The following is a 23271-nucleotide window of genomic DNA, read 5'->3' as shown; positions in this document are numbered from 1 at the left end:
ATGACAGAAAACACTGAGGCAGACCTGCGCAACGCTATCGACGCGGGCACCTACGCCGACGAATCGCAGCTGATCGACCGGCTCCGCGATGAGGCCCGGCTCTCCGCCGAGGATCGCGCCCGCATTTCGGAAAACGCGGCCGATCTGGTGCGCGCGATCCGCAGCCACGCCAAGCCCGGCATGATGGAGGTGTTCCTCGCCGAATATGGCCTCTCCACCGATGAGGGCATCGCGCTGATGTGCCTGGCCGAAGCGCTGCTTCGGGTGCCGGATGCCGAAACCATCGACGCGCTGATCGAAGACAAGATCGCGCCGTCGGACTGGGGTCGCCATATGGGCCATTCCACCTCGCCACTGGTCAACGCCTCGACCTGGGCGCTGATGCTGACCGGCCGGGTTCTCAAGGAAGACAACAAGGGCGTGGTCAGCACGCTGCGCGGCGCGGTCAAGCGCCTCGGCGAGCCGGTGATCCGCACCGCCGTCGGCCGCGCGATGCGCGAGATGGGCTCGCAGTTCGTGCTCGGCGAGACGATCAACGCGGCGCTGAAACGGGCCTCCAACATGGAGGCGAAAGGCTACACCTACAGCTACGACATGCTGGGCGAGGCCGCCCGCACTGAAGGTGATGCCAAGCGCTACCACCTCGCTTATTCCCGGGCGATCGGCGCGATCTCCGAGGCCGCGACCGCCGACGATATTCGCAACAATCCCGGCATTTCCGTCAAGCTTTCAGCGCTCCATCCGCGCTATGAGGAAGCCCAGCACGACACGGTGATGGACCATGTCGTGCCGCGCCTGCGCACGCTCGCCCAGCTCGCCCGCTCCGCCGGCATCGGGCTCAATATCGACGCCGAGGAAGCCAATCGCCTGAGCCTGTCGCTGGACGTGATCGAGGCCGTGCTTTCCGAGCCGTCGCTTGCCGGCTGGGACGGGTTCGGCGTGGTGGTGCAGGCCTATGGCAAGCGCGCCGGGCCGACCATCGACTGGCTTTACGACCTTGCGACCCGGCTCGATCGCAAGATCATGGTACGGCTCGTCAAGGGCGCCTATTGGGACACCGAGATCAAGCTCGCCCAGGTGGAAGGCATCGACAGCTTCCCGGTGTTCACCGCCAAGCCCGCCACCGACATTTCCTACATCGCCAATGCCCGCAAGCTGCTCGGCATGACCGACCGGATATATCCGCAATTCGCAACCCACAACGCCCATAGCTGCGCCGCGATCCTGGATATGGCCGGCGACAACCAGGCCTGGGAGTTCCAGCGCCTTCACGGTATGGGCGAGGCGCTGCACTCGATCCTGAAGGAGCGCCACGACACCCATTGCCGGATCTACGCGCCCGTTGGCGCGCATCGCGATCTTCTAGCCTATCTCGTTCGCCGCCTGCTTGAAAACGGCGCCAACTCCTCCTTCGTCAACCAGATCGTCGATGAGGACGTGCCGCCGGAAACGGTCGCCGCCGATCCGTTCGACAAGGTGAAGCCGACGAAGCTTCGCACCGGCACGACCCTGTTTGCGCCGGAACGCCGGAACTCCACCGGCTTCGACCTCGCCCACCGGCCGACGCTGGCGATGATCGACGAGGCCCGCGGCCGTTTCGAAAGCCATCGCTGGCAGGCCGGACCGATTATTGCCGGCGAAGCGCCTTCCGGCCAGACGGCGGAGATAAACAATCCGGCGCGCCAGCACGACGTCGTCGGAACGGTGACCTGGGCTTCGACTGAAACGGTTGACGCCGCCTGCGCTGCCGCACGGCCCTGGGAGGCCGATGCCGCGACCCGCCGCGCGGTGCTGGAAAAGGCCGCCGATCTCTACGAGCAGAATTTCGGCGAGATTTTCGCGCTGGTCGCCCGCGAGGCCGGCAAGACGCTTCCCGATGCGGTTGCCGAACTGCGTGAGGCCGTCGATTTCCTGCGCTACTATGCCGGGCAGGCCGAAGGCGCGCCGCCGATTGGCGTCTTTGCCTGCATCAGCCCGTGGAACTTTCCGCTGGCGATCTTCACCGGCCAGATCGCGGCCGCCCTTGCCGCCGGCAACGCCGTGCTTGCCAAGCCCGCTGAACAGACGCCGCTGATCGCGTGGCGCGCCTGCCAGCTTCTCCATGAGGCGGGCGTGCCGGAGACGGCGCTGCAACTGCTGCCCGGCGCCGGCGATGTCGGCAAGGCGCTGACCTCCAACCCGGCCGTCGGCGGCGTCGCCTTCACCGGATCGACGGAAACCGCACAGATTATCCACCGCGCGATGGCGGAAAATCTCGCCCCCGGCGCGCCGTTCATCGCCGAGACCGGCGGTCTCAACGCAATGATCGTCGACAGCACGGCACTGCCGGAACAGGCAGTCGCGGCGATCGTCCAGTCAGCCTTCCAGTCCGCCGGCCAGCGCTGCTCGGCGCTGCGCTGCCTCTATGTCCAGAAAGACATTGCCGAGCACTTCCTGCGCATGCTGACCGGCGCGATGGACGCGCTCCGAATCGGGCGGCCATGGCATATTTCCACCGATGTCGGCCCGGTCATCGATGCCGAGGCGAAGGCGGGGATCGCCGAATATCTCGCCGTCGCCGAGGACGAGGGACGCATCCTCAAGACGACCACGACGCCCGATACCGGCCATTTCATCGCCCCGACCCTGATCAGGATCGGCGGCATTGCGGATATGGAGCGCGAGATTTTCGGCCCGGTCCTGCATGTCGCAACCTTCGAGGCGGACGAGATCGATTCGGTGATCGATGCGATCAACGGCTCCGGCTATGGCCTGACCTTCGGCCTCCAGACCCGCATCGACGACCGGGTGCAGCACGTTTCCGACCGCATCCAGGCCGGCAATATCTACATCAACCGCAACCAGATCGGCGCGATCGTCGGCAGCCAGCCCTTCGGCGGCGAAGGCCTGTCCGGCACCGGCCCGAAGGCGGGCGGCCCGCGCTATCTCGACCGCTTCCGCAGGCACACGGCCGAGAGCGCCGGCGAAGCCTGGGATACGGAAATGTCGCCGGCAGCACTCAGGGACGAAATTGCGCGCGCGGCCGTCGAGTCGGGTCGGGTGTTCCGGGACACGCTGCCGGGACCGACGGGCGAATCGAACGTGCTCACCGCCCTGCCGCGCGCGCCGCTGCTTTGTCTCGGCCCGGGCAAGGAGGCTGCCAGAAGGCAGGCGATCATGGTCGGCGCGCAGGGCGGACGCCCCGCCGTCGCAACCGGCGCGATCGCGCCGGAAAGCCTTACCGACCTGGATGGCATCTCAGCCGTTCTCTGGTGGGGCGACGAGGAGACCGCGCGGGCGCTGCGCAAGGCGCTCGCCAGCCGCAAGGGCCCGATCCTGCCTCTGGTGACGGGCGCGCCCGATGCCGGCCATGCGCTGAAGGAACGCCATGTCTGCGTCGACACCACCGCGGCCGGCGGCAACGCCAAGCTGCTCGGTGGCGTGAGCTGAGCCAAGAAAGACTGTCAGCCGACCGGCCGGAATACGATATCCGCCGGTTGGCTGCAGTCAATGACGGTCCTGGCGTTGGGGAGGTCGTTTTCATACGCCTTGGCGTGCGCCGCTTCCGGTGCGAAACCCATATCCGTCCAGCGCTGCAGCAACCGGTGCTCCAGAACCTCGAACGGCACCTCGAGACTGATGGTCAGGTCGAAAATGGCGCGAAGATCGCGCCAGCCGGGCTCATCCAGCAACAGATAATTGCCCTCGACCACCAGCAGCGGTATCGAAGCGGGAACCGCGCGCGCGCCTGCCCGCGAGATTTCCAACGTCCTGTCGAACAGCGGAACGATGACTTCGTCTTCCGCATTGGCGCTCAGGCGCCGCAGCATCGCCGCGAGCCCACCAACATCGAACGTATGGGGCGCGCCCTTGCGCGAGAGCATCCCGCGCGCCTCCAGCAACCCGTCATCGAGATGAAACCCGTCCATCGGAATGACGGCAGCCGACCCCGGTTTCAGCCGGTTGAGCCGATCGACAAGGTCGTCGGCAAACGTGGACTTGCCGCTGCCGGGCGCCCCGGCGATCGCCACCAGCCGGCGGCGGCCGGCGGGCACGGCTGAAAGCGTGTCGAGAAGGTCCTCGAGTTTCGTCATTGTTTTCGGCATCGGCCCCTCCCATGGCACGCCCGATGCGGCGCGCATATTTCCCGTCTGAAGCTCTTAGCGCGTTGCATCCTCCTCAACAAGAATCGAGATGGATTGCCGGTACGGACGGCCTCAGACCAGTCCTGCTGGAGGCGACAGGGCTCTGCACCCTTCCGCCGAAGCGAAAAGTCCAATCCGGGATTTACGGCCGGCAGGAGTTATCCGATCAAGCCTCGCTCCCCCGCCATCAGGCCGCGGCGACAGCCGTCCTGCGATTTGCGATGAAGGCAGCGGTGAGGATCGGGACGATCAGGACAAGTCCGGCGACGAGGAGTTCTATGTCGCTGATGCCCGGTATTGCCTCGCCCGGCAGCGCGATCAGCACCGCGCCCACCAGCACCGGCAACCGCAGCAAGAGTCCCGCCGGATTGCGTGTAAACAGCGGCCCGATCCCCGCCAGATAGCCCTGGATGGCGCCGGCAAAGATGTAGACGCCGAAGACGGCAAGCGCGCTCGAGAACACGATGTTCTGCCAGTGCCCGACCAGAACCAGCCCCGGATCGAGCACGAAGAAGAACGGGATGAAATAGATCACCGATCCGATCTTCATCGATTCGTAGCCGGTCTGCATCGGCGGCGTCTTGGCGACCGAAGCGGCGGCGAAAGCGCCAAGAGCCAGCGGCGGCGTGATATAGCTCAGCATGCCCCAGTAGAAGATGAAGAGATGCACCGCGATCGGCTCCAGCCCTGCCTGGATCAGCGCCGGGGCGAGCATGATGGCGAGGAAGATGTAGCAGGCGGTGGACGGCATGCCGACGCCGAGGACGAGGCTGGTGACCGCGCCCATGATCAGCAGCACATAAGGGTTGCCGCCGGCGATGAACAGCAGGTCGTTGACCAGCGTGCCGGCAAGTCCTGTCATCGACAGCCCGCCGACAATCATGCCGACGCCTGCAAGGATCGCGGCGAGATTGGAAAACAGGTGCGCGCTGCCATCAATGAAGGCCAGCACCTCTTTTTTCCCCCAGCGCCCGTCCTTCGAGACGATCTGGTTGATGATCAGCAGGATCGCTGTCGCATAATAGGGCGCAAGCGATTCCTGGCGCATGACCAGCAGCATGAAGACCAGCAGCACGATCGCAAAACTGTGGTGCCAGCCTTCCTTCAGCGTCTGCTTGAGACTTGGCAGTTCGGTCTCAGGCAGGCCCTCGAGCCCATCACGGGCGGCGCGCGCATCGATCTGGACGAACAGGCCGAAGAAATAGAGCAATGCCGGTATGGCGGCGGCCAGCGCGATCGTCGAATAGGACACCTGCAGGAAGCTCGCCATCACGAAGGCGGCGGCGCCCATCACCGGCGGCATCAGCACGCCACCGGTGGAGGCACAGGTCTCGATCGCGGCAGCCGTGATGCCCTTCATGCCCGAGCGCTTCATCGCCGGGATCGTCATCACCCCGGTGGTCAGCACATTGGTGACCACGCTGCCCGAGAGCGAGCCCATCAGACCGCTAGACATGATCGCCACCTTGGCCGGCCCGCCGCGCACATGGCCAAGCAGCGCGAAGGCGAGATTGATGAAGAACCGCCCTGCCCCGGTATGTTCCAGCGCCACGCCGAAAAGGATGAAGCCGAAGACAAGATTGGCAAAGGCGCGAAGCGGTATCCCCATCATGCTTTCAAGCGACATGGCGTGATAGGCCGCGACATATTCGAACGGCGAGGCAAAGGCCGAGATCGGACCGGGCAGCTTGTCGGCAAACAGCGGATAGGTCGAGAAGAACAGCACGATCACGGCCAGCACCATGCCACCGGCCCGGCGCGCCGCCTCGATGACCAGAACCCACAGAACCGCGCCGACCACCACCGTGTTCAACGGCGGCATCATCTCCCAGCCATAGCGGATGATCGAATAGGCGTAGTAGGTGAAGAACACGAAGCAGGCGGCAGAGAGGCCGGCGAGAACCCAGTCGATGATCGTCGGCCCGCGCCTTGCCTGGCTGGCACGCATCGGAAACAGCAGGAAGGCAAGAGGTATCGTCAAAAACAGCACGGTGTAGAGATACTGCTGCTCGATCAGCGTGTATCCCATCCGCGAACTGATGTTGAAGGCCTGATTGATCGACAGCACGATCAGCGCCACCGTTGCAAGCCGGGCTATCCAGCGCGCCGCGCCCCCGAGATCTCTGGCGGAGACCGTGTCCCCGCCGGAAATATCCTTGTTGACTGAAATGTCGGACATGTCACGCTTTCGTCTACTCGAAATAGGCCGGCATACCCGCCGCCTGAAGGGTTTCCGCGCGGATTTTCATCCACTTCTGCTGAAAATCGGGATCCTCGCGCATGCCCTCGGTCTGGGCCCACGCATCGGCAAGCACGGCGGCGCGTGCCAGAAGCGCATCATTGTGGGCGTCGAGTTCATCGGTCCAGGCGCCCGCATCCCTGTAGGCCTTGATAGAAGCCTCATGATAGGGAACGGTCCACTCAAACATCTGCTTGTCGGCGGCAAAGCCCGCCGTGCTCGGATCGGCCTTGGAATAGACATCGACCTGATCGATCAGCGCCTTCGTGAAGTTGTAGACGAGGTCGTCATCCTCGGAATAGGTGATCACGTCGGGATAGGGTACGCCGATGCATTCCAGCGGCTCCTTCAGTCCGCCCGCCGCCTGGGTCGCGACCCGCTTGGCGAAATGCGGATTGACCGCGCGCATCCGCTCCCACCCCTCGGCATCGTCATGCGGATAAGCGACATATTTCACGCCGCGGGGTCCGGCGACCGCCTTTTCGACAAGCCCGCCGGTGCTGACCGTGGTCACGCCGTCCACCTGGCCGTTGATCATGGCGTCAATCGCCGCGCCATAGCTCGGCATTTCAACCAGCGTGACATCGTCGATCGTCAGCCCGCCGAAGGCCAGCATCGCCTTGGCATTGGCCTGAAGCGGGCTGGAGCCGACGACCCAGGGAATGCGCTTGCCCTTGAAATCCGCCATGGTTTCGATGCCGGCATCGCCAGCCACGACATAGGTCAGGCAATTGTCGCCGCCGACGAGGCTGACGGCGCGCAGATCCTGCGGCCCCCAATCCGGCGAGGCGTAGTCATCCACCCCCTCGAACGCGAAGAACACGTCGCTGCCGGCAATCGAGAAGGGCATGCGGCCATCGCGCACCGGCGCCACCTTGGCTTGCGGGTTGCCGGTGCCGACAACGCGCAGCGAAACGCCGTAAGCGTCCTGCAGCGCCTTGCCGATGGCGATCGCCTGGTTATAGGACGTTCCGCCGACATCGGCCGCGGTGACGGCAACCGTGCTCGGCAGCGTGACGTCGTCGGCCATGGCGGCCGAGACCGGCAGCAGGGCCAGGCCAGCAATGATCGAAAGCTTCTGAAACATTTTTCTCCTCCTGCGGCCCGCGACAGGCGGACCTGCTCCTCTGAATGCAATCGCCCGTTCTTTTGGCTTCACGAATGTCGCAACGTTCGTGAGAGCGGGAAGCGCAACACGGCTTCCTGCTGCGCCAGATGCGGACTCGAGGGAAAGAGTAGAGCAAGACGAGGGGCGCACCAGCCGAAGGGCCGGGCATTTCACGCCATGAAACTGCGGCGCTGGTCGCGCAGCGCCGCCGGCGCGCCTCAGGCGCTAGCGGCGACGGCTTCGGCCTCGCCGTTGCGGACGGTCACGTCGCCCGGCCATTCCGGTCTTTCGGCATCGAGCGCGTTGCTCATGCGCTTGATGCTCTCGGTAATGGCCGAGGAGGCCGCCTTCAATTGCGGCACATAGCGTTTCAGCACATCCTCGCGGCGCACCGCCCGGGTGTAATAGGTCATCCCGATGGTGGCGAGAATCTTGCCCTCGTCATGTCCGTAGATCGGCACGGCGACGCTGGAGGATGGCTCCGAGGCCTTGACGCCGATGCGTTCGGCAAACCGCATTTTCTGGGTCACGCGGATAACGTGATCCACCATGTCGGAAAGCTCCATGATCTCGCTGTCGGGATGGGAGGAATTCTTCAGCAGTTGCATTGTCAACCGGCGCTCCTCCGGCGGGCAGAAGGCGAGATAGGCGCGGCCGAGCGCGGTCGTCACCAGCCCCATGCGCTTGTAGATCAGCGCGTGATAGGGCGCCATCGGGCTTTCGCCGCAGGTTGTGTCGCAGACCATGACGGCATTGCCGTTGGGCACGGCGATCGCGACCGGCCATTTATGCACGCGGGTCAGTTCCTGGGCCCAGGGCCGCCCCGCCTCCACCGCCAGCGGCGCGCCGTGAAAACCGCAACTGAGCGCTGCCACCTGCGAGGTGACGCGATAGCCCTTGTCGCTTTCCCGTTTCGAAACATAACCCGCCTCGATCAGCGTCTCCAGAAGCCGCACCACCGTCGGCTTGGGAAGACCCGAGACCCGGTGGATATGGTCGACCGATGAAACCCGCTGGCGGTTGAGGATCTTCAGCACCTCAAGCGAGCGGAGAACGGAATTGACCGGCATATAAGAGTTCATGTTTTCCTCCCTTGAACCCCGCTCACACCATGGGCCGGTCTCCGCTTCGGAGACCGGGTCCGGTTCGCCGCGCGTCCTCCAACGCGGTGCGGCGATCCATTGCCCTGAAAGTGCGCATGTATCGAAGGCGGAGCATTCCGATCTTTCCGCCATCAGTCTAGTGTATCTTCTCCCAGGTGAGATTACGATAGTTAACAACGCCGTCGAATGTGGCGGGCGGCGCGGTCAGCACCAGCCGCATGCCCTCAAAGCGCGCCGGGCGTACCTGATCGGTGTCCATCCGGTCGGGCACCGTCGAGCAATCAACCCGCGTCACCAGCGTCTCGCCGTCGAAACGGTAAGTGCCGGCATAGGATGAATATTCGCGCGGTCTTGTGGACGGCCGGTGCTCGCGGCCGTCCTGGATCACCACCATCATGCGGTGATCGTCGTTGAAGCTGATCAGCCCCATCTTCTTCGGCCCGTAGGAAGAACGCAGGATATTGCCGTCGGCGTCGCGGTTTTCGATGTTGACCAGTTTCCAGGTGCCTATGAGCATATAGGACTTGTCGGGTTGTTCCTGCATTTCAAGCGTCCTCGCCAATAAATTCGAAGGCTTCGGGGTCGGGTTTGCGCGTCAGTTCCCAGTACTCCACGAGCTTCCAGGGAGAATTGGTGGTCACCCGCCCGCGCTTGTTCTGGTACCAGTTGGTGACCCCCTCATTGGTCCAGACCATCCGGCCCAATATCGCGTCCAGTTTCTCATTATAGGCGTCGTGCGCCGCCCTGGTGCATTCCATCGCCGCATCGCCGCGCTCCAGCAGCATTTCGAGGCATTTGACGATGTAGTGCACCTGGCATTCGGCTTGGAAGATGATGCTGCCGCCATGGGCGAGATTCGTATTGGGCCCGTAGGTCATGAAGAAATTCGGGAAATCCGGCACGCAGATGCCGAGATAGGCGCGCGGATCGTCATCGCCCCAGAGTTCGCGCAGCGATTTTCCATGCGCGCCGACGACCTCCATCGGATAGATCATCCGGCTGGCGTGGAAACCCGTCGCCCAGATGATCGCGTCCACCGGCGTGCGCCTTCCGGCCTTGTCGACGATCGCATCGGCCTCGATATGATCAATCCCGTCATTGTTGAGCTCGACATTGTCGCGCTTCAAGGTCTCGAACCAGCCATTGTCGCGCAGCGAGCGCTTGCCGAAGGGGGCGTAATCCGGCAGCACCTTGGCGCGCAGATCCGGCCGGTCGGCCATCACCTCGTCGATATATTTCGTCCATTCCTTGCGGATATCCGCGGAGCGCTGCGAAATCGCGTCCTTGCGGCCTTTCCACGCCGGATCACGCACCAGCGCATCATGGATGCCGTCGCCATAGGCCCAGAACAGTAGGAACCGGTACCAGGCGGCATAATGCGGCACATTGGCAAGCACCCATTTGACGTTGTCGGTGACGAGGTTGTGATAATTGTGCCGGGGAATGACCCATGGGGCGGCGCGCTGATAGATCGTCAGATGCTTCGCGATCCTCGCCGTCGCTGGGCCGACCTGCATGCCGCTTGCGCCGGTTCCCACCATGGCGACGTTCTTGCCCGCGAAGTCATGGTCGTGGTTCCAGCGCGCGGTGTGCATCTGCTCGCCCTGAAATGTCTCGAGCCCCTTGATCTCTGGGATCATCGGCTGGTTCAACTGCCCCACGGAGCTGATCACGGCATGGGCGCTCGCCTTGCGCTCGATGCCATCGGGCATGCGGATCACGGCATGCCAGAGCTTGTCGTCCGTATCGTATCTGAGCGACAGCACTTCCTGCCGGAAGCGGACATGCTCCAGAACGCCGTAACGCACCGCGCAGTCGCGGAGATAGGATTTCAGCTCCTCCTGCCGAACGTAATAGCGCGACCAGTTGTGATTGAGCGCGAAGGAATAGCAATAGAGATGATTGGCGCTGTCGACCCCGCAATCGGGATAGGTGTTCTCATGCCAGACGCCGCCGACATCCTCGTTGCGCTCGATGATCTCGTAGGGAATGCCGGCCTCGTTCAGCTTGATGCCGGCATTGATGCCTGACGCACCTGCCCCGATCACCAGCACGTTGAACTTTTCGGCGCGGGCTCTGGCCCTGGGACTGGCGTTTTCGAAATGCTCCGGCGTCGGCTTGAAGCCGAGATCCTCGAAAAGCATCGGCAGATAGCGCGCCGAGACCTCCTCGCGGCAGAACACGTTCATCATCCGGTGCAGTTCGTCCGGCGTGATTTTCGGCGCGACATGGTTCGGGTCGAGCAGAACATCGGCAAGCTGGCTCAGAAGCGCCTGCATATCGCCAGCGGGAATGCTGTGCTCGAACGCCCCCGGCTTGGAAAGCATTGGACCGTAGTGATCGAGCAGCGACATGTCGCCGGTGAGCTGCACGAGAACCATCACCAGCGCGGACGGGTCGGCATCCGACAACCGCTCGACCAAGACATCGTGGCGCTCGGCCATGGCTGTGGGGTCGTTGGCAAGAGGGTGGAGTGTATTCATTCTGGTTATCCTCCCGAAAACTCCAGAAAGGCTAGCCAAGTCTTCAGCGATACGGTCTTGCTCGTTCCCGGGATTTCACATTGTGAAACGGAGTTGAATTGGCGGTGTCGCCGCGCATGCGCTCTGTTTCCCTGTAGGGGTGCCGGGGAGGAAAGAGATGGCCAACCAGCAAGATGCGACGCAATCGCGCACCGAAATCGTCGACAGCCTGCTGCGCGGGGCCGTGGATCTACACTGCCACAGCGGCCCCTCGATCATGGAGCGCAAGCTCGACCATATGGAGGAGATCCGGGATGCGGAGGCGGCGGGGCTTCACGCCGTGCTGTTCAAGGATCATTTCTATTCCAACACGCCCGTGATGCAGGTGCTCCAGCGTTTCCGGGAAGGTAAACCCAACCTCACTCTGCTCTCCGGCGTGCCGCTCAACAACCAGCTCGGCGGGCTGAACCCGTTTGCGGTCGAACACGGCCTGATGCTGGGCGCGCGCATGGTCTGGATGCCGACCCTGTGCGCCCACAACCACCTGACGACCGCCTTCCGCTACAACCTCCATGGCCGTCTGGGGTTGCGCGAACCGACGCGTCTTTCTGTACTGGACGAACGCGGCCGGCTGAAGCCCGAGGTCAAGGACATCCTCGACCTGATCGCCGAGCACGACGCGGTGCTGTGCGGCGGGCATCTGCATGTCAGCGAGATGTTTCCGCTGTTCACCGAGGCCCGCGCGCGCGGCGTCACCCGCATGCTGGTCAGCCACCCGACCTACTGGATCGAGGCCAAGGTCGAGGACCTGAAGGAACTCGCAGCGCTCGGCGTATATCTCGAACACTGCGCCTGCATGCTGATCGAGGGGCCGTCGCGCAAATTCCCGTTCGAGGCGCTGCGCGACTATGTCGATGCCGCCGGCCTCGATCACACCATCATCGGCTCCGATCTCGGCCAGACCTTCAACCCGAAGCCGGTGCCGGGCTTTCGCGCGGTCATCGAACTCTGCCTTGATCTCGGTTTCAGCGTCCAGGAAATCCGCGCCATGACCTCGACCAATGCATGTCGCCTGATCGGCATCGACCCGCCGGATGATCCGTTATGAACACGATGCCCGATGATATCGATCATCTCCTGACCGGCGCAATCGACCTCGACTGCCGCACCGGCCCCTCACTGGAGCCGCGCCATTTCACCCATGATTACGCCGCCGAGGAAGCCGCCGTCGCCGCCGGCATGACCGCCGTGGCGTTTCGCGACGATTTCTACCCCACCACGCCGGTCACCGCGATTCTCGAAAAGACGGTGTACGCCGATCTGCCGCTGAAACTGCTGTCGGGGGTGGTGCTTAACAACTATGTCGGCGGCCTCAATCCCTACGCGGTCGAGCATGAACTCAAGCTCGGCGGACGCATCATCTGGATGCCTACGATCTCGGCCGCCAATCACCTGCGCATGGCCTATCGCAGTAACGACGACGGACCCGCCATGCGCCCCCGCGAGGCGCTGAGCGTGCTCGACGCCAGGGGCGCAATCACCGAAGCGACGCGCGAAATCCTCGAAATCATCGCCGAATATGATGCGGTGCTTGCCTCCGGCCATCTGCATGTCAGCGAAACCCTGCCGCTGTTTCAGGCGGCGCGGGCGGCGGGTGTCAGACGCCTGCTCGTCAATCAGCCGCAGCACTATGCCGGCGCGACGCTTGCCGATATCGAGGAACTGGCACGGAATGGCGCATTCATCGAACTGACCGCCGCCGCCTACATCAACGGGCCGGATCGCCGCCACGCGCACGGCGTCCTGACATCGGTTATCGCGGCGGCAAGCCCCGAACGCGTCATCTTCAGTTCGGGCCTCGGTCACACACGCAACCTCAAGCCCGTCGAAGGCCTGCGCGCGCTGATCAGGTTATGCCTGCAGCACGGCGTTGACCAGGATGACATGAAGATGATGCTGGCAAAAAACGCCGCGAAACTGGTGGGGCTTGCGCCGGGACGCTGAGCAACTGGCTGTTTGAACATGGGCGGCTGACATTGGGAGAGCCGCCCGGCTTGCTGGCAAAGCCATCCCAGCTTTCGCCCTGACGTCTCAATCCAGATTCAGCAACCTGGCTGCATTGCGGCCGCACATGGTCTGGATATCCTCCTCCGAATAGCCGGCATCAAGCAGCTCGGCGATCATGATACGGAAGCCATCCACCGGGCGCGCGGCGCCCTTCAGGCCAAGATCGGAGCCGAACACCGTGTTCGCCACGCCCGCCGCCTCGATCAGGGGCACGACGGCCTGCGGCGGGCTCTTCTGGCCGCGGCCCGGAATGAACTGGGTGATGGAATGCTCCATCGTCACCCCCATGCCGGCGAGCTGGCGGATGTGGGTCTCGTTGCAGCCGATCAGATAGGTTGGGTGGTTGACGAGCATCTTGCGCACGCCGCGCGCCTTCGCCTCCTCGAACATTATGAACTGCTCGTCGACGCCGAGATGCCCGCCTGCCAAAATGATGTCGCCGGCGGCGATGATATCGAGCACATGCTTCGTCTCCTCCGTCAGCTTGCCGTTGGCATCCAGCACCGTAAGCGGGATCGGATCGGGGGCGCCTGCGACTTTAGGAAAGCCCTTGGCTTCGGTCGAGACCTTGTTGATGTGGTTGGCGGCCGAGAGCGTCGGCATCCACACGATCTTGCCGCCGAGCCGCACGGCATGATCGACCGCATGCGGATTGATGCCGCCCGAGGCATTGTTGAGCGCGATGCCCGAGAAGAAACGCACCCCCGTTTCCGGGAACAGCTTTTCCAGAATGATAGCGTGCGAGGTGCCGAGATAATAGTGATCCTTTGTGACCACGGCCTTGAACCTGGCCTCGCCGGCCTCCATCAACTGCTCATGATGGTCGAGAATGCGCGGCATCGCGGCGGGGCCGCTGTGGCAATGCAGATCGACCGATCCCGCGAGCAGCTTTTCCACCCGCGCATTGTATTCCGGTCTCGGCGGCGCTTCGAATTCAGCCATTCAGTGTCTCCTCAGGTTTCATTGGCGGGGGCGGGATAATCATCGGCATTGAGCACCCAGCCGGTCTGTCTGGAAAAATCCCGGCGGGGCGGGCAGAAGACGTCCACCAACTGATTTGTTCCCTCTCCAACCGCTTCCGACGTGTGCAGCGCGCCCGCCGGAATGATGGCGATCGACGGGGCGCCGATGGTCACATGGTCATCGTCGCGCCACAGATTGGCATCCGTTTCCCACGGCCAGCGCAGGTGATGAACGTAGGTGCCGGCAAGGCACAGCGAGCATTGCTGGAAATCGCCATGCTTGTGCGGCGAGAGCTGGGTGCGCTCGCGCGGCCCCTGCCGCGGATAGACGAAATTGATCATGAAATTGGTGGAACGGAAGATGCGCCCGAAGCGCCCCTCCTCCTGCGGCACGTCCAGCGAATAGGCGCGCACCTTGAACCCGCCAACGGGATCGGGCCACGGCTCGAGCGGCGGCACATTGCGATCCGGCTCATGCGCCGGCAGCAGGGCCTCGCAGCGCGCCACGATATCGGCAGCCTTTCGGGTGAAGAAGCAGATCGCCCGCCCGCCGGCCTCGAACGCAATCGTGCTCGGCCCGCCCGGCACCGCGACCACGGAATACCCCTCTACCGGCGTCTCGACGCCGTTCCAGGAAACGACGGCCCGCGTTTCCTTCTCAGGCAGGATGACGACATATTCGTCCTCCTGTCGTTCGCGGACGATCCGGCTGCCGGCGGGCTGGTCGGCATAGGTCGCGACAAAGTTCTGCGCCTGCGCATACCATGTCCGGACGCCGCCGTTTTCGTCCGAGGGCTGGCTGTCGTCGAACATGAAATAGCCGGCGGCGGCAATGGGGGCCGCATCCGGTTTTTCCGCGCTCTCGGCCTTGGCCAGTTTCGACCTCGGGTCGGAAGCAACATACATGATCTGATCCTCTATGATTTGGTTGTCTGGTCAACGGCGCGACAGGCGGAAAGCGCCTGGGCAGCGGCGCGGCGGAGAAACGCCTGGTCCGAGCCCGTCAGGAAGGCCGAGACGCCGAGCCGCGTGAGCGCGGCCTGATCCTCATCGCTGGTTGCCAGCATCAGAACCGGCTTTCCCGCCTTGCGGCCCGCAGCGATCACCTTTTCCGAGGCGGCTTGAACGGCCGGCGCGTTCTGGCTCGCCTCACCCATGGCAACCGACAGGTCGCCCCGGCCCACAAACAGGGCGGCGATCCCGTCCACGGCGGCGATGGCATCGATCACATCGATCGCCTCGGGGTCTTCGATCATTGGAATGCAGAGCGTGGTGGCATCCTGCTCGGCGAGATGCCGGTCGGTTGCGACAGCGCCGTAATCGCCGGCCCTGCCGGTGCGCGAAAAGCCGCGCCGGCCGCCCCTGTAGCGGCAGGCCGCTGCCACCCGCTCGGCCTTTTCCACCGAATTGACATGCGGCACGAAGACGCCCGCCGCGCCCGCATCGAGCTGCGCCATCAGGTTGAAATCCGTCGGCTCGCCGACCCGCACCAGCGCGGCCATGCCGCGCGCCCGCGCGGCGAGAATCATGGCCTCGATCGATTCGCGGTTGATCGGCGCGTGCTCTTCATCGATGACGACGAAGTCATAGCCGACTGATCCAAGGATCTCGGTGGCATGAAATGTCGGCGTCTTCACGAACGTGCCGTAAAGCGGCTCGCCTCCCCGCAACCGTGCCGCAAAGCCGGTTTGTTCTGTTGACATGTTCCGGTCTGTCCCTCTCGTTTCCTCCACGCGAAACTAGAGCGGCACATGAACTTCGAGACACCGGGGATTCGCCGGGTTTCACACAATGAAACACTGTCAGTAACACGTCGACCGCAGCGTCCCGGAGATGCTGATTTCTGGGGCAAACACACAACATCTGGCGGGAGGCGCAGAGGATGAAACGACTGGAAGGCAAACGGGCATTTGTAACGGGGGCAGGCCGCGGCATCGGCAAGGCGATCGCGAGCGGGCTTTCCGCGGCCGGCGCCGAAGTCGCCATCGCCGATATCGATCCCGAGACCGCAAACGCCGCTGCGCGCGAAATCCCGAACGCCACGCCCGTCGTGGTCGATGTCTCCAGCCGCGAGGCGATATTCGAGGCGATCGACGGCTATGCGGCAAATGGCGGCCTGCATATTCTTGTGCCCAACGCGGTCTATTTCAATTACGCGCCGCTGGTGGACATGCCCGAGGAGGTGGTCGACAAGATGCTGGATATCGGCATCAAGGGCACCTTCTGGGCGGTGGCGGCGGCGACGCCGCATATCGCGAAATCCGGGGGCGGATCGATCATCACGCTGTCATCGATCGCGGTTTCGATCGCCATTCCGCGCGCCGCCGTCTATACCTCGATCAAGGGCGCGATCGACGCCTTCACCCGGCAGCAGGCGATCGAGCTCGCGCCGCTTGGCATCCGCGTCAACGCGCTTGCGCCCGGAACGGTGCCGACGCCAGGCGTTGCCAGCATCGCCGACGAGGCCGCGCTTGAGCGTCGCAAGGCGTTGTCGCCGTTCAACCGGCTGGTGCAGGCCGACGAGATCGCCGACGGCGCGGTGTTTCTCGCCTCCGAAGAGGCCCGGTCGATCACCGGCATCACCCTGAAGATCGACGCCGCCCAGACCATTTCCGGCCCGAGATAGGCCACGCCCAATCGCAAAGAGGAGTATGCTTTTATGTCAGATGTCGTGCGAAAGGATTTCCACGTCAAAACGGTCGACGGCTATTCGGTCGCGATCCGCGAAGTCCGCTCGGACAGGACCGACCGCGTTCCCATGATCCTGCTGCATGGCACGCGGATACCGGGCCTTTCCGAGTTCGACCTCGCGGTGGAGCATGGATCGCTTGCCGCAGACCTCGCGGCCAAGGGCCATGTGGTCTATATCCTAGACGCCCGCGGCTTCGGCCGTTCCCAGCGCCCGGCCGCCATGGACGAGCCGCCGGTTCCCGGCGCCGATCCGCTGGTCCGCACCATCGAGATCACTCGCGATGTCGATGCCGCGGTCAATCATCTCAGGACTGCGACCGGACGCGACAAGGTCGGCCTGTTGGGCTGGGGCGTGGGCGGCACCTGCTGCGGCATGTATGCGGCGCTCTGGCCGGAAAAGGTCAGCCATATCGTGCTCTATACCGTGATCTATGGCGGTGCCGGCGACCAGCCGAGCTTCCAGATCGGCTCGATCTGGGATGACCCGGAAAATCCCGGCCACTTCAACCAGAAGCGCTTCGGCAACTACACCTTCAATTCGCTCGAGGTTCTCGACAAGCACTGGAACGAGCAGATCCCGATCGAGGACAAGGACGCCTGGCGCGATCCGGCGATGTTCGAGGCATTCCGGCAGGCGCTGATCGACGGCGACCCGACCGCGATGGACCGCGACCCGCCGAGCTACCGTAGCCCCAACGGCATGCTGGAAGACCTCTACCGGATGGGCTGCAATGCCGAAAAGCTGTTCCACGCCAGCCAGATTTACTGCAAGGTCATGATCGTGAAGCCGGAATTCGACACGCTCTGCACGCCGGCCGATCTTGAAGCGCTGGTCGCCGATCTGGAACATGCAGAAGCTATCGATGTGTGGGCCGAAAAGAACACCACCCACTACGTCCTGCTCGACCGCCCGGAGCGCGGCCGCGACAATCTTCTGGCCCGCATGGATGCGTTCCTGCGTTGAGCAAGTTCGCCTGAAATCAAAAGGCCGGGGACGTATCATCGCCCCCGGCCTTTCTGTTTGTTCCGCTGCCGCTCTGGCGAATCGTCTCCGCCTCAGCCCACCGCTGCCTCGGGCAGGCGCTTGCGCCGGCCGAGATAGAGGATCGAGACGATGGCCATGATGAACAGCGCGATCGCGATCGGGTGTTTCAGCAGGATCGTCCAGTCGCCATTGGTCAGCAGGATCGTCTGGTTGATCGAGCGCTCCAGCATCGGTGTCAGCACGAAGGCGACGATGAAGGCGATGATCGAATAACCGTAGATCCGCATGCCCCAGCCGACGACGGCCGCGACGACCATGATGACGATGCCGAGCGTGCTTCCGGTGGCGAAGAACATGCCGGTCGCGCACATCAACAGCGCGCTGGCATAGATCACCGACGCCGGAGCCCCGACGACGAAGGCCCAGAACCGCATGCCGAACTGGCCGATGCCGAGATTGAACAGGTTGGCAATCAGCATCGCCGCGAACAGGCCGTAGATGAGCTGGCCTTGGTTCTGGAACAGAAGCGGGCCCGGCTGGACGCCGTGAATGATGAAGGCGGAGACCAGCAGCGCGGCCGCGATATTGCCGGGAATGCCGAGCGTCAGCAGCGGAATGAGGTTGGCGCCGACGACGGCAGAATTCGCCGCCTCCGAAGCCGCGATCCCGCGCGGATCGCCGGTGCCGAGCTTCTCGGGGTCCTTGGCGGCCTGCTTGGTGATTGAATAGCTCAGGAAGCCCGCCGTCGTGGACCCGAGGCCGGGGATCGCGCCGATCACCGTGCCGAGCACCATTGCCCGGAAAGCGACGACCCGGTTTGCCCAGAACTCCGCGAAGGTGAGTTTCTGATCTCCGCGGTCGGAAAATTCCAGCGTCTTGTCGGTGACGCTCGTCTGCCCGCCTTCCTTTGATTTCGGCGAGGCGCGGTCGGAGAGCCGCACGAAGATTTCGCTCAGCGCCAGCATTCCGACCGCAAGCGCGGTCAGCGGCAGGCCGTCCAGCATCTCGACATTGCCGAATGTGAACCGGCCGGACCCCGTGGAGGGATCGATGCCGGCCGAGGCCAGAAGGCAGCCGAAGGCGACCGCGATCATGCCCTTGATCATCGATTCCCCGACAAGGCCAACGATAACGGAGAAGGCGAGGATCATCAGCGCGGTGATCTCGATCGGCCCCATTTTCAGCGCTACGACCGCCAGCGGAGCCGAAACGGTGATCAGGATGAGGTCCGAGAACACGTCCCCGGAGACGGAATAGTAGAGCGAATATTTCATCGCCTTGCCGCCCAGCCCCTTCTTTGCCATCGGGTAGCCGTCGAGCGCCGTGGCCGCGCTTTCGGGCGTGCCCGGCGTATTCAGGAGAATGGCGGGCACTGCGCCGCCGACGGTTCCGCCCTTGTTGACGGAGATCAGGAAGGCGATCGCCGTCAGCGTGTCGAGCGCATAGGTGAGCGGGATGGCGATGGCGAGCGCCATCAGGATGCTGAGACCGGGGATTGCGCCCACGATCTGCCCCACCAGAACGCCAAGGGCGATATAAATAAGGGTGGAGACGGTGAAGACGTCCGTCATTCCGGCCAGGATGATACTGAGATCAGGCATGATAGTAGACGGCTCCAGTCAGGGTAAGGGGCGGCTCAGTATCTGTTCGAAGAACAGCCAGGTTCCGACCGGCAGGCCGATGACCACGGTGGCCAGCCAGAGCGGCCGCCGCTCTCCGGTGATGATGCAGATGAGGATCATCAACGCGATGGCGACGGGCAGGTAGCCAAAGGCCCTGATGCCCACCATCGCCACCAGCGTTGCGCCGGCCACCGCCAGAAACAGCGCGATCCTGGCAAAGCTCGGCACATCCGCATTCGTCTTGGTGAAGACCATCTGCATCACGCCGAGCGCGACCAGCAGCGCGGCGGCAAGCTGCGGAAACAATGCCGGATTCGGATAGACGAAAATGCCCGGCACTGTCTTTACGTTATCGGGAATGCCCCAGAGGAGGAGGAAGACGCCGAACAGCGCGACGGCTCCCCCCAGGATGCGATCAGCGGTCATGTCGATTGGCCCGCCGGTCTCACTCTGCAAACATCTTCTGGTAGCGGATCGCCTGCTTTTCCATCAGCGCGGTCAGCCCGTCGGAGCCAAGATTGGCGGCCCGGTTGTCGAAATTGGTCATGAGTTCCTGGTATTTATCCGAGGCCATCGCCTCCTCGATCACGCCTTCAAAGCAGACCTGCAGAGCTTCCGGCAGATCCTTGGGCATGACGAAGATGGTGTAGGCGGAGGCCGACAGGTCCATGCCGTATTCCTGCAGCGTCTTGACGTCCGGGGCATAGGGCACGCGGCTGTCGGTCAGGGTCGCGAGTTGCACCATGTTGCCGGCGGCGATCTGCTGAATATGCTGGCTGCCCTGGATCGTCGCGTCGACATGGCCGCCAAGCGCCTTCTGCATCGCATCGGCCGAACCGTCGCTCGGGATCGGAACGAATTCGACGCCGTAGAAATCGCCGATATCGCGCACCAGCCGCTCCAGATGGATGGCCGAGGTGGAAATCGTAGCCCGGCCGTTTTCGCGGGCATAGTCGGCAAGTTCCTCCAGCGTGTCATAGGGCTTGTCCTCCAGCGCCACGAGGCCGAACAGCACTTCCATGGCGGAGCCCGGATAGTAGAAATCAGTCCAGTCGTAGTCGATGGCATCGCTGGCATAGGGATCGATCACAATCGGGTTGGTCGCGCCGACAAGCAGGGTGTAGCCGTCGGGCTTTGTCGATTTCAGCACGGTGGTCGCCACCGCGCCGCCGGCGCCCGGACGGTTGCTGACCGGAACCGTCCAGCCCTGCTGTTCCTCGATCACGGCGGCAAGCGTGCGACCGATGGCATCCGTTCCCCCGCCGGCGCCATAGGCAACGACGAACTCGACAGGCTTTTCGGGAAAGCCGTCCGGGCATTCAGCGGCAAGCGCGAAGGCGGGCATGGCAACAACCATGCCGGCGGCTGCGAGCGTGCGGAAACTGCGTATTGCGATGGTCATAGTATCCTCCCTTGATCTCCCCAAACGGCGGATAGCGCCTGCGCTTCACGACCGTTGACATATACCGTACCGGCACAACCGGGCGGTACTATCGCCCATCCAACCGATTTCACTGTCTGAAACGCCGGTCCTCAATCCGCCACGAAATCGAACTGAAACGCCTCGCCCCGCGCGCTCAGCCGGCCAGCCGTCGGGCTTGGAAAATGGGTCGGCAGCAGCAGCGCGCCACTGTCCACCGCCTCGCAGAAGAGCCTGCGCCGCGACTTTGCCGCCATTGCGGGATCGTAGCAGAACGGCGTCGACCAGACGGGCTCGCAGCATTGCAGCTTGTGATGGGCCAGATCGCCGAGCACGATCGCCTCAAGGCCCCGCGACTGCACGCGCACGCAGTAATGTCCGGGACTGTGGCCGGGCGTGGGGACGATCGAGACATGCTCATCCAGCCGGTAGGCGCCATCCACCAGAACGGCCTGACCGGCTTCGGTGACGGGAAGGCAGTTGATCCGCCAGACCTCCTCGCGCTGCCGGGGCGGCACGATGCCGGTCCCGGAGATTTCCCGCCAATAGGCATATTCGCCGCGATCGAAGAGATAGGTCGCGTTCGGAAAAGTCGGCACCCACCGGCCCTTCTCCAGCCGTGTGTTCCAGCCGGTATGGTCGATATGCAGATGGGTACAGAGCACATAGTCGATGTCCTCCGGCGTGAAGCCCAACTGGTGAAGGCGGTCAAGCCAGGGCTGGGTATCCCAACTCACAGCGTCAGTCATTTTGTCGGCGCCGTTGCAGGTATCGACGAGGATGATCTTTGCCGGCGTGCGGATCAGGAAGCTTTGAAAGGCAAGCGTGATGCGTCCCGTTTCCGGGTCGAACAGGAACGGTTCCATGCCGGCGGCGTGGCGGCGGATGGTTTCCGTGTCGCTGCCGAGAAACAGGTCCTCGGGCTTCATGCCGTACTTCTGATGTTCGAGGATGGCGGAGATGGTGACGTCGCCCAGACGGATATCGTTCATCGGTTCCTCCCGGTTCCCTGATACCCTGCACTACCGCTCCCCACACCGCCTGGCGCAAGCCGGAAGGCGGCCGCGTTTCAGGCAATGAAACGCCCACCCTCGCCCGTTTTTCGCCGGTCACGCCGCGTTATTCTGTTTCTTTAAGGACTGAAACGATGTTTGCTCTGGCATCGAAAGGCCGAGGAGGAAACATGTATCTGTCGCTCACATCCTGGTCGTTTCCGGCGCTGACGCTGGAAGAGACCGCCGCCATTTCCCGCATCATCGGCATTGGCGCGCTGGACGTCAGCACCAAGGGCCGGCCCGGCCTCGACAAGGCGCAACTGCTCGCCGATCCCCGCGCCGCCGCCGAGCGGGTCGCGGCACTTCAGGTGAAGGTCTCCAATTTCTATCACCATTTCGGCGACAACCTTGCCGACCGCAACCTCGCCCTCACCAGCGCCATCGACGCCAATGCGCGCGATCTGGAGAAGGTGCTGACATTTGCCGATGCTGCAGGGATCGCGACGATCTTCTTCCTGCCCGGCATCATCAATCCCGGCCAGTCGCGTTCTGAGGCTATGGCGGCGGCGGCTGAAAGCATCGAGGTCCTGCTGGACGTCGCGAAGGGGTTCACCGCCGAGATCTGCATCGAGCCGATCATCCGCTCCTTCGCGGAATCGCCGGCGATCGTCGAAGAGCTTGTCGATCGCACAGGCATCCGGCTCACGCTCGACTATTCGCATTTCGTCTGCCTCGGCTATACCCAGGAACAGATCGACCCGCTGTGCCGGCACGCCGCCCACATTCATCTGCGCCAGGCAAGCATGGGCAAGCTGCAGGAGCGCTTCGCGCGCGGCAGCATCAACTTTCCGGCGCTGTTCGGCACGCTGAGGGATAGCGGCTATGGCGGCGCGCTGGCGATCGAATATGTCCATCAGGATTTCCTGAATGCCAGCAGCGACGATGTGATGACCGAGACCGTGACCATGCGCGACTGCTTCAACGGCTGGATCGCGGGCGGCGCGTGAAGATGATGACAGACGAGAGCGAGGCCGTTTCCCGCCATCTGGAGCAGCGCCTCATAGCCTATTGGCACGACGTCGATTTCAACTGGGGCGAACACGCCGCGGAGCACTATACCCCGGATGCGCTGTTCGTGAGCCAGACCGCCCGCTACGAGGGCCGCGACCAGATCCGGGAATTCTACGCCTGGCGCAAGGAACGCGGCGCAAGGGTGAACGTGCATCTCGTCGGGAACTTCTGGCTGAAATCGCTCACCGAATCGAAAGCCGAGGCCGACTGGATCTGCACGCTCTACGCCCATGATGGCGAAGCGCCGCAGGCTTCCACGCCGCCGATCGCCATCAGCCGCGTGGAAGATGTCTATGTCCGCGACGATGGCGGCTCGTGGCTATGCCGGCAGCGAAGCTGGCACAGCCTTTTCCGGGGCGGCGTACCGACGACCGGACTGAGCCCCGACGACATGGCCCGCCGCGTCGCCGGCAAGGCGTGAG

At 63.6% G+C, this 23271-nt stretch carries 19 protein-coding genes and 1 pseudogene; 7 read left to right on the top strand and 13 right to left on the bottom strand.

The features are described 5' to 3' along the window. Positions 1-3429 (top strand): bifunctional proline dehydrogenase/L-glutamate gamma-semialdehyde dehydrogenase PutA, encoded by a 3429-nt coding sequence (gene putA, locus V6766_RS01860; RefSeq protein WP_448463055.1) that lies wholly within the window; start codon positions 1-3, stop codon positions 3427-3429. A gap of 14 nt (positions 3430-3443) precedes the next feature. Here the strand turns inward: putA and V6766_RS01855 are convergent, their stop codons facing one another. The 6 genes from V6766_RS01855 to V6766_RS01830 form a co-directional block, all read right to left on the bottom strand. After that, positions 3444-4085, bottom strand: coding sequence for a nucleoside triphosphate hydrolase (locus V6766_RS01855; protein WP_448463053.1), 642 nt, complete (start codon positions 4083-4085; stop codon positions 3444-3446). A 226-nt stretch (positions 4086-4311) separates the two neighbouring features. Then, positions 4312-6303, bottom strand: a complete 1992-nt coding sequence (locus tag V6766_RS01850; protein WP_448463051.1) for a TRAP transporter permease — start codon at positions 6301-6303, stop codon at positions 4312-4314. A 13-nt stretch (positions 6304-6316) separates the two neighbouring features. Beyond that, the gene (locus tag V6766_RS01845) at positions 6317-7450 is read right to left on the bottom strand and encodes a TAXI family TRAP transporter solute-binding subunit (RefSeq protein WP_448463049.1); all 1134 of its coding nucleotides are present in this window, start codon (positions 7448-7450) and stop codon (positions 6317-6319) included. Between the two features lie 239 nt (positions 7451-7689). After that, entirely contained in the window at positions 7690-8553 is an 864-nt protein-coding gene (locus tag V6766_RS01840; protein ID WP_448463047.1) for a helix-turn-helix domain-containing protein, read from the bottom strand. 157 nt (positions 8554-8710) lie between these two features. Beyond that, a complete protein-coding gene (locus V6766_RS01835) occupies positions 8711-9118 on the bottom strand; it encodes a lipocalin-like domain-containing protein (RefSeq protein WP_018062653.1) in 408 nt (135 codons plus the stop codon). Position 9119: 1 nt separating this feature from the next. Beyond that, a complete protein-coding gene (locus V6766_RS01830) occupies positions 9120-11057 on the bottom strand; it encodes a flavin-containing monooxygenase (RefSeq protein WP_448463044.1) in 1938 nt (645 codons plus the stop codon). 157 nt (positions 11058-11214) lie between these two features. Here V6766_RS01830 and V6766_RS01825 point away from each other — a divergent pair. Together V6766_RS01825 and V6766_RS01820 are read left to right on the top strand one after the other, a co-directional pair. Continuing rightward, positions 11215-11868 (top strand): annotated as a pseudogene (locus V6766_RS01825) (DUF6282 family protein); the annotation flags it as partial. Positions 11869-12140: 272 nt separating this feature from the next. After that, positions 12141-13040 carry a DUF6282 family protein gene (locus V6766_RS01820; protein ID WP_448463042.1) on the top strand — a complete coding sequence of 300 codons (900 nt, stop codon included), beginning with the start codon at positions 12141-12143 and terminating at the stop codon, positions 13038-13040. Between the two features lie 87 nt (positions 13041-13127). Here V6766_RS01820 and V6766_RS01815 read toward each other — a convergent pair whose 3' ends face one another. The 3 genes from V6766_RS01815 to V6766_RS01805 are packed head-to-tail and all read right to left on the bottom strand — an operon-like array spanning position 13128 to position 15768. After that, positions 13128-14045 carry a DUF6282 family protein gene (locus tag V6766_RS01815; RefSeq protein WP_448463040.1) on the bottom strand — a complete coding sequence of 306 codons (918 nt, stop codon included), beginning with the start codon at positions 14043-14045 and terminating at the stop codon, positions 13128-13130. A gap of 11 nt (positions 14046-14056) precedes the next feature. Further along, positions 14057-14971: a hypothetical protein gene (locus V6766_RS01810; RefSeq protein ID WP_448463038.1), complete on the bottom strand. Its 915-nt coding sequence runs from the start codon at positions 14969-14971 to the stop codon at positions 14057-14059. An 11-nt stretch (positions 14972-14982) separates the two neighbouring features. Then, on the bottom strand, positions 14983-15768 hold the full coding sequence (locus V6766_RS01805) for an HpcH/HpaI aldolase family protein (RefSeq protein ID WP_448463036.1): 786 nt from the start codon (positions 15766-15768) through the stop codon (positions 14983-14985). 179 nt (positions 15769-15947) lie between these two features. Here V6766_RS01805 and V6766_RS01800 point away from each other — a divergent pair, with 179 nt between their 5' ends. Further along, on the top strand, positions 15948-16691 hold the full coding sequence (locus V6766_RS01800) for an SDR family NAD(P)-dependent oxidoreductase (RefSeq protein WP_448463034.1): 744 nt from the start codon (positions 15948-15950) through the stop codon (positions 16689-16691). Positions 16692-16724: 33 nt separating this feature from the next. Then, positions 16725-17720 (top strand): alpha/beta hydrolase, encoded by a 996-nt coding sequence (locus tag V6766_RS01795; protein WP_448463032.1) that lies wholly within the window; start codon positions 16725-16727, stop codon positions 17718-17720. 92 nt (positions 17721-17812) lie between these two features. Here the strand turns inward: V6766_RS01795 and V6766_RS01790 are convergent, their stop codons facing one another. The 4 genes from V6766_RS01790 to V6766_RS01775 all read right to left on the bottom strand — a co-directional run bounded on the left by V6766_RS01790 (position 17813) and on the right by V6766_RS01775 (position 21775). After that, positions 17813-19342, bottom strand: coding sequence for a tripartite tricarboxylate transporter permease (locus V6766_RS01790; RefSeq protein ID WP_448463030.1), 1530 nt, complete (start codon positions 19340-19342; stop codon positions 17813-17815). An 18-nt stretch (positions 19343-19360) separates the two neighbouring features. Further along, on the bottom strand, positions 19361-19789 hold the full coding sequence (locus tag V6766_RS01785) for a tripartite tricarboxylate transporter TctB family protein (protein ID WP_448463028.1): 429 nt from the start codon (positions 19787-19789) through the stop codon (positions 19361-19363). A gap of 19 nt (positions 19790-19808) precedes the next feature. Then, complete coding sequence (locus V6766_RS01780; protein WP_448463026.1) at positions 19809-20765, bottom strand: Bug family tripartite tricarboxylate transporter substrate binding protein; 957 nt, start codon at positions 20763-20765, stop codon at positions 19809-19811. Positions 20766-20896: 131 nt separating this feature from the next. Further along, entirely contained in the window at positions 20897-21775 is an 879-nt protein-coding gene (locus tag V6766_RS01775) for an MBL fold metallo-hydrolase (RefSeq protein WP_448463024.1), read from the bottom strand. A gap of 191 nt (positions 21776-21966) precedes the next feature. Between V6766_RS01775 and V6766_RS01770 the strand changes: the two genes are divergently transcribed. Continuing rightward, entirely contained in the window at positions 21967-22785 is an 819-nt protein-coding gene (locus tag V6766_RS01770) for a sugar phosphate isomerase/epimerase family protein (RefSeq protein WP_448463022.1), read from the top strand. A gap of 2 nt (positions 22786-22787) precedes the next feature. Then, on the top strand, positions 22788-23270 hold the full coding sequence (locus V6766_RS01765) for a nuclear transport factor 2 family protein (protein WP_448463199.1): 483 nt from the start codon (positions 22788-22790) through the stop codon (positions 23268-23270). Position 23271: the final 1 nt, after the last annotated feature.

Source organism: Martelella sp. AMO21009, from assembly GCF_053484295.1.
The sequence above is the reverse complement of the archived record's forward strand: the minus strand, read 5'-3'. Positions and strand labels throughout refer to the sequence as shown.

What these genes read in the sequence shown, in the direction of transcription:
- V6766_RS01835 (WP_018062653.1), bottom strand. Translation starts at nt 9,118, where the DNA reads ATGCAGGAACAACCCGACAAGTCCTATATGCTCATAGGCACCTGGAAA.
- V6766_RS01830 (WP_448463044.1), bottom strand. Translation starts at nt 11,057, where the DNA reads ATGAATACACTCCACCCTCTTGCCAACGACCCCACAGCCATGGCCGAG.
- V6766_RS01800 (WP_448463034.1), top strand. Translation starts at nt 15,948, where the DNA reads ATGAAACGACTGGAAGGCAAACGGGCATTTGTAACGGGGGCAGGCCGC.
- V6766_RS01815 (WP_448463040.1), bottom strand. Translation starts at nt 14,045, where the DNA reads ATGGCTGAATTCGAAGCGCCGCCGAGACCGGAATACAATGCGCGGGTG.
- V6766_RS01770 (WP_448463022.1), top strand. Translation starts at nt 21,967, where the DNA reads ATGTATCTGTCGCTCACATCCTGGTCGTTTCCGGCGCTGACGCTGGAA.
- V6766_RS01820 (WP_448463042.1), top strand. Translation starts at nt 12,141, where the DNA reads ATGAACACGATGCCCGATGATATCGATCATCTCCTGACCGGCGCAATC.
- V6766_RS01790 (WP_448463030.1), bottom strand. Translation starts at nt 19,342, where the DNA reads ATGCCTGATCTCAGTATCATCCTGGCCGGAATGACGGACGTCTTCACC.
- V6766_RS01840 (WP_448463047.1), bottom strand. Translation starts at nt 8,553, where the DNA reads ATGAACTCTTATATGCCGGTCAATTCCGTTCTCCGCTCGCTTGAGGTG.
- V6766_RS01845 (WP_448463049.1), bottom strand. Translation starts at nt 7,450, where the DNA reads ATGTTTCAGAAGCTTTCGATCATTGCTGGCCTGGCCCTGCTGCCGGTC.
- V6766_RS01805 (WP_448463036.1), bottom strand. Translation starts at nt 15,768, where the DNA reads ATGTCAACAGAACAAACCGGCTTTGCGGCACGGTTGCGGGGAGGCGAG.
- V6766_RS01780 (WP_448463026.1), bottom strand. Translation starts at nt 20,765, where the DNA reads ATGACCATCGCAATACGCAGTTTCCGCACGCTCGCAGCCGCCGGCATG.
- V6766_RS01795 (WP_448463032.1), top strand. Translation starts at nt 16,725, where the DNA reads ATGTCAGATGTCGTGCGAAAGGATTTCCACGTCAAAACGGTCGACGGC.
- putA (WP_448463055.1), top strand. Translation starts at nt 1, where the DNA reads ATGACAGAAAACACTGAGGCAGACCTGCGCAACGCTATCGACGCGGGC.
- V6766_RS01775 (WP_448463024.1), bottom strand. Translation starts at nt 21,775, where the DNA reads ATGAACGATATCCGTCTGGGCGACGTCACCATCTCCGCCATCCTCGAA.
- V6766_RS01785 (WP_448463028.1), bottom strand. Translation starts at nt 19,789, where the DNA reads ATGACCGCTGATCGCATCCTGGGGGGAGCCGTCGCGCTGTTCGGCGTC.
- V6766_RS01850 (WP_448463051.1), bottom strand. Translation starts at nt 6,303, where the DNA reads ATGTCCGACATTTCAGTCAACAAGGATATTTCCGGCGGGGACACGGTC.
- V6766_RS01810 (WP_448463038.1), bottom strand. Translation starts at nt 14,971, where the DNA reads ATGTATGTTGCTTCCGACCCGAGGTCGAAACTGGCCAAGGCCGAGAGC.
- V6766_RS01765 (WP_448463199.1), top strand. Translation starts at nt 22,788, where the DNA reads ATGATGACAGACGAGAGCGAGGCCGTTTCCCGCCATCTGGAGCAGCGC.
- V6766_RS01855 (WP_448463053.1), bottom strand. Translation starts at nt 4,085, where the DNA reads ATGCCGAAAACAATGACGAAACTCGAGGACCTTCTCGACACGCTTTCA.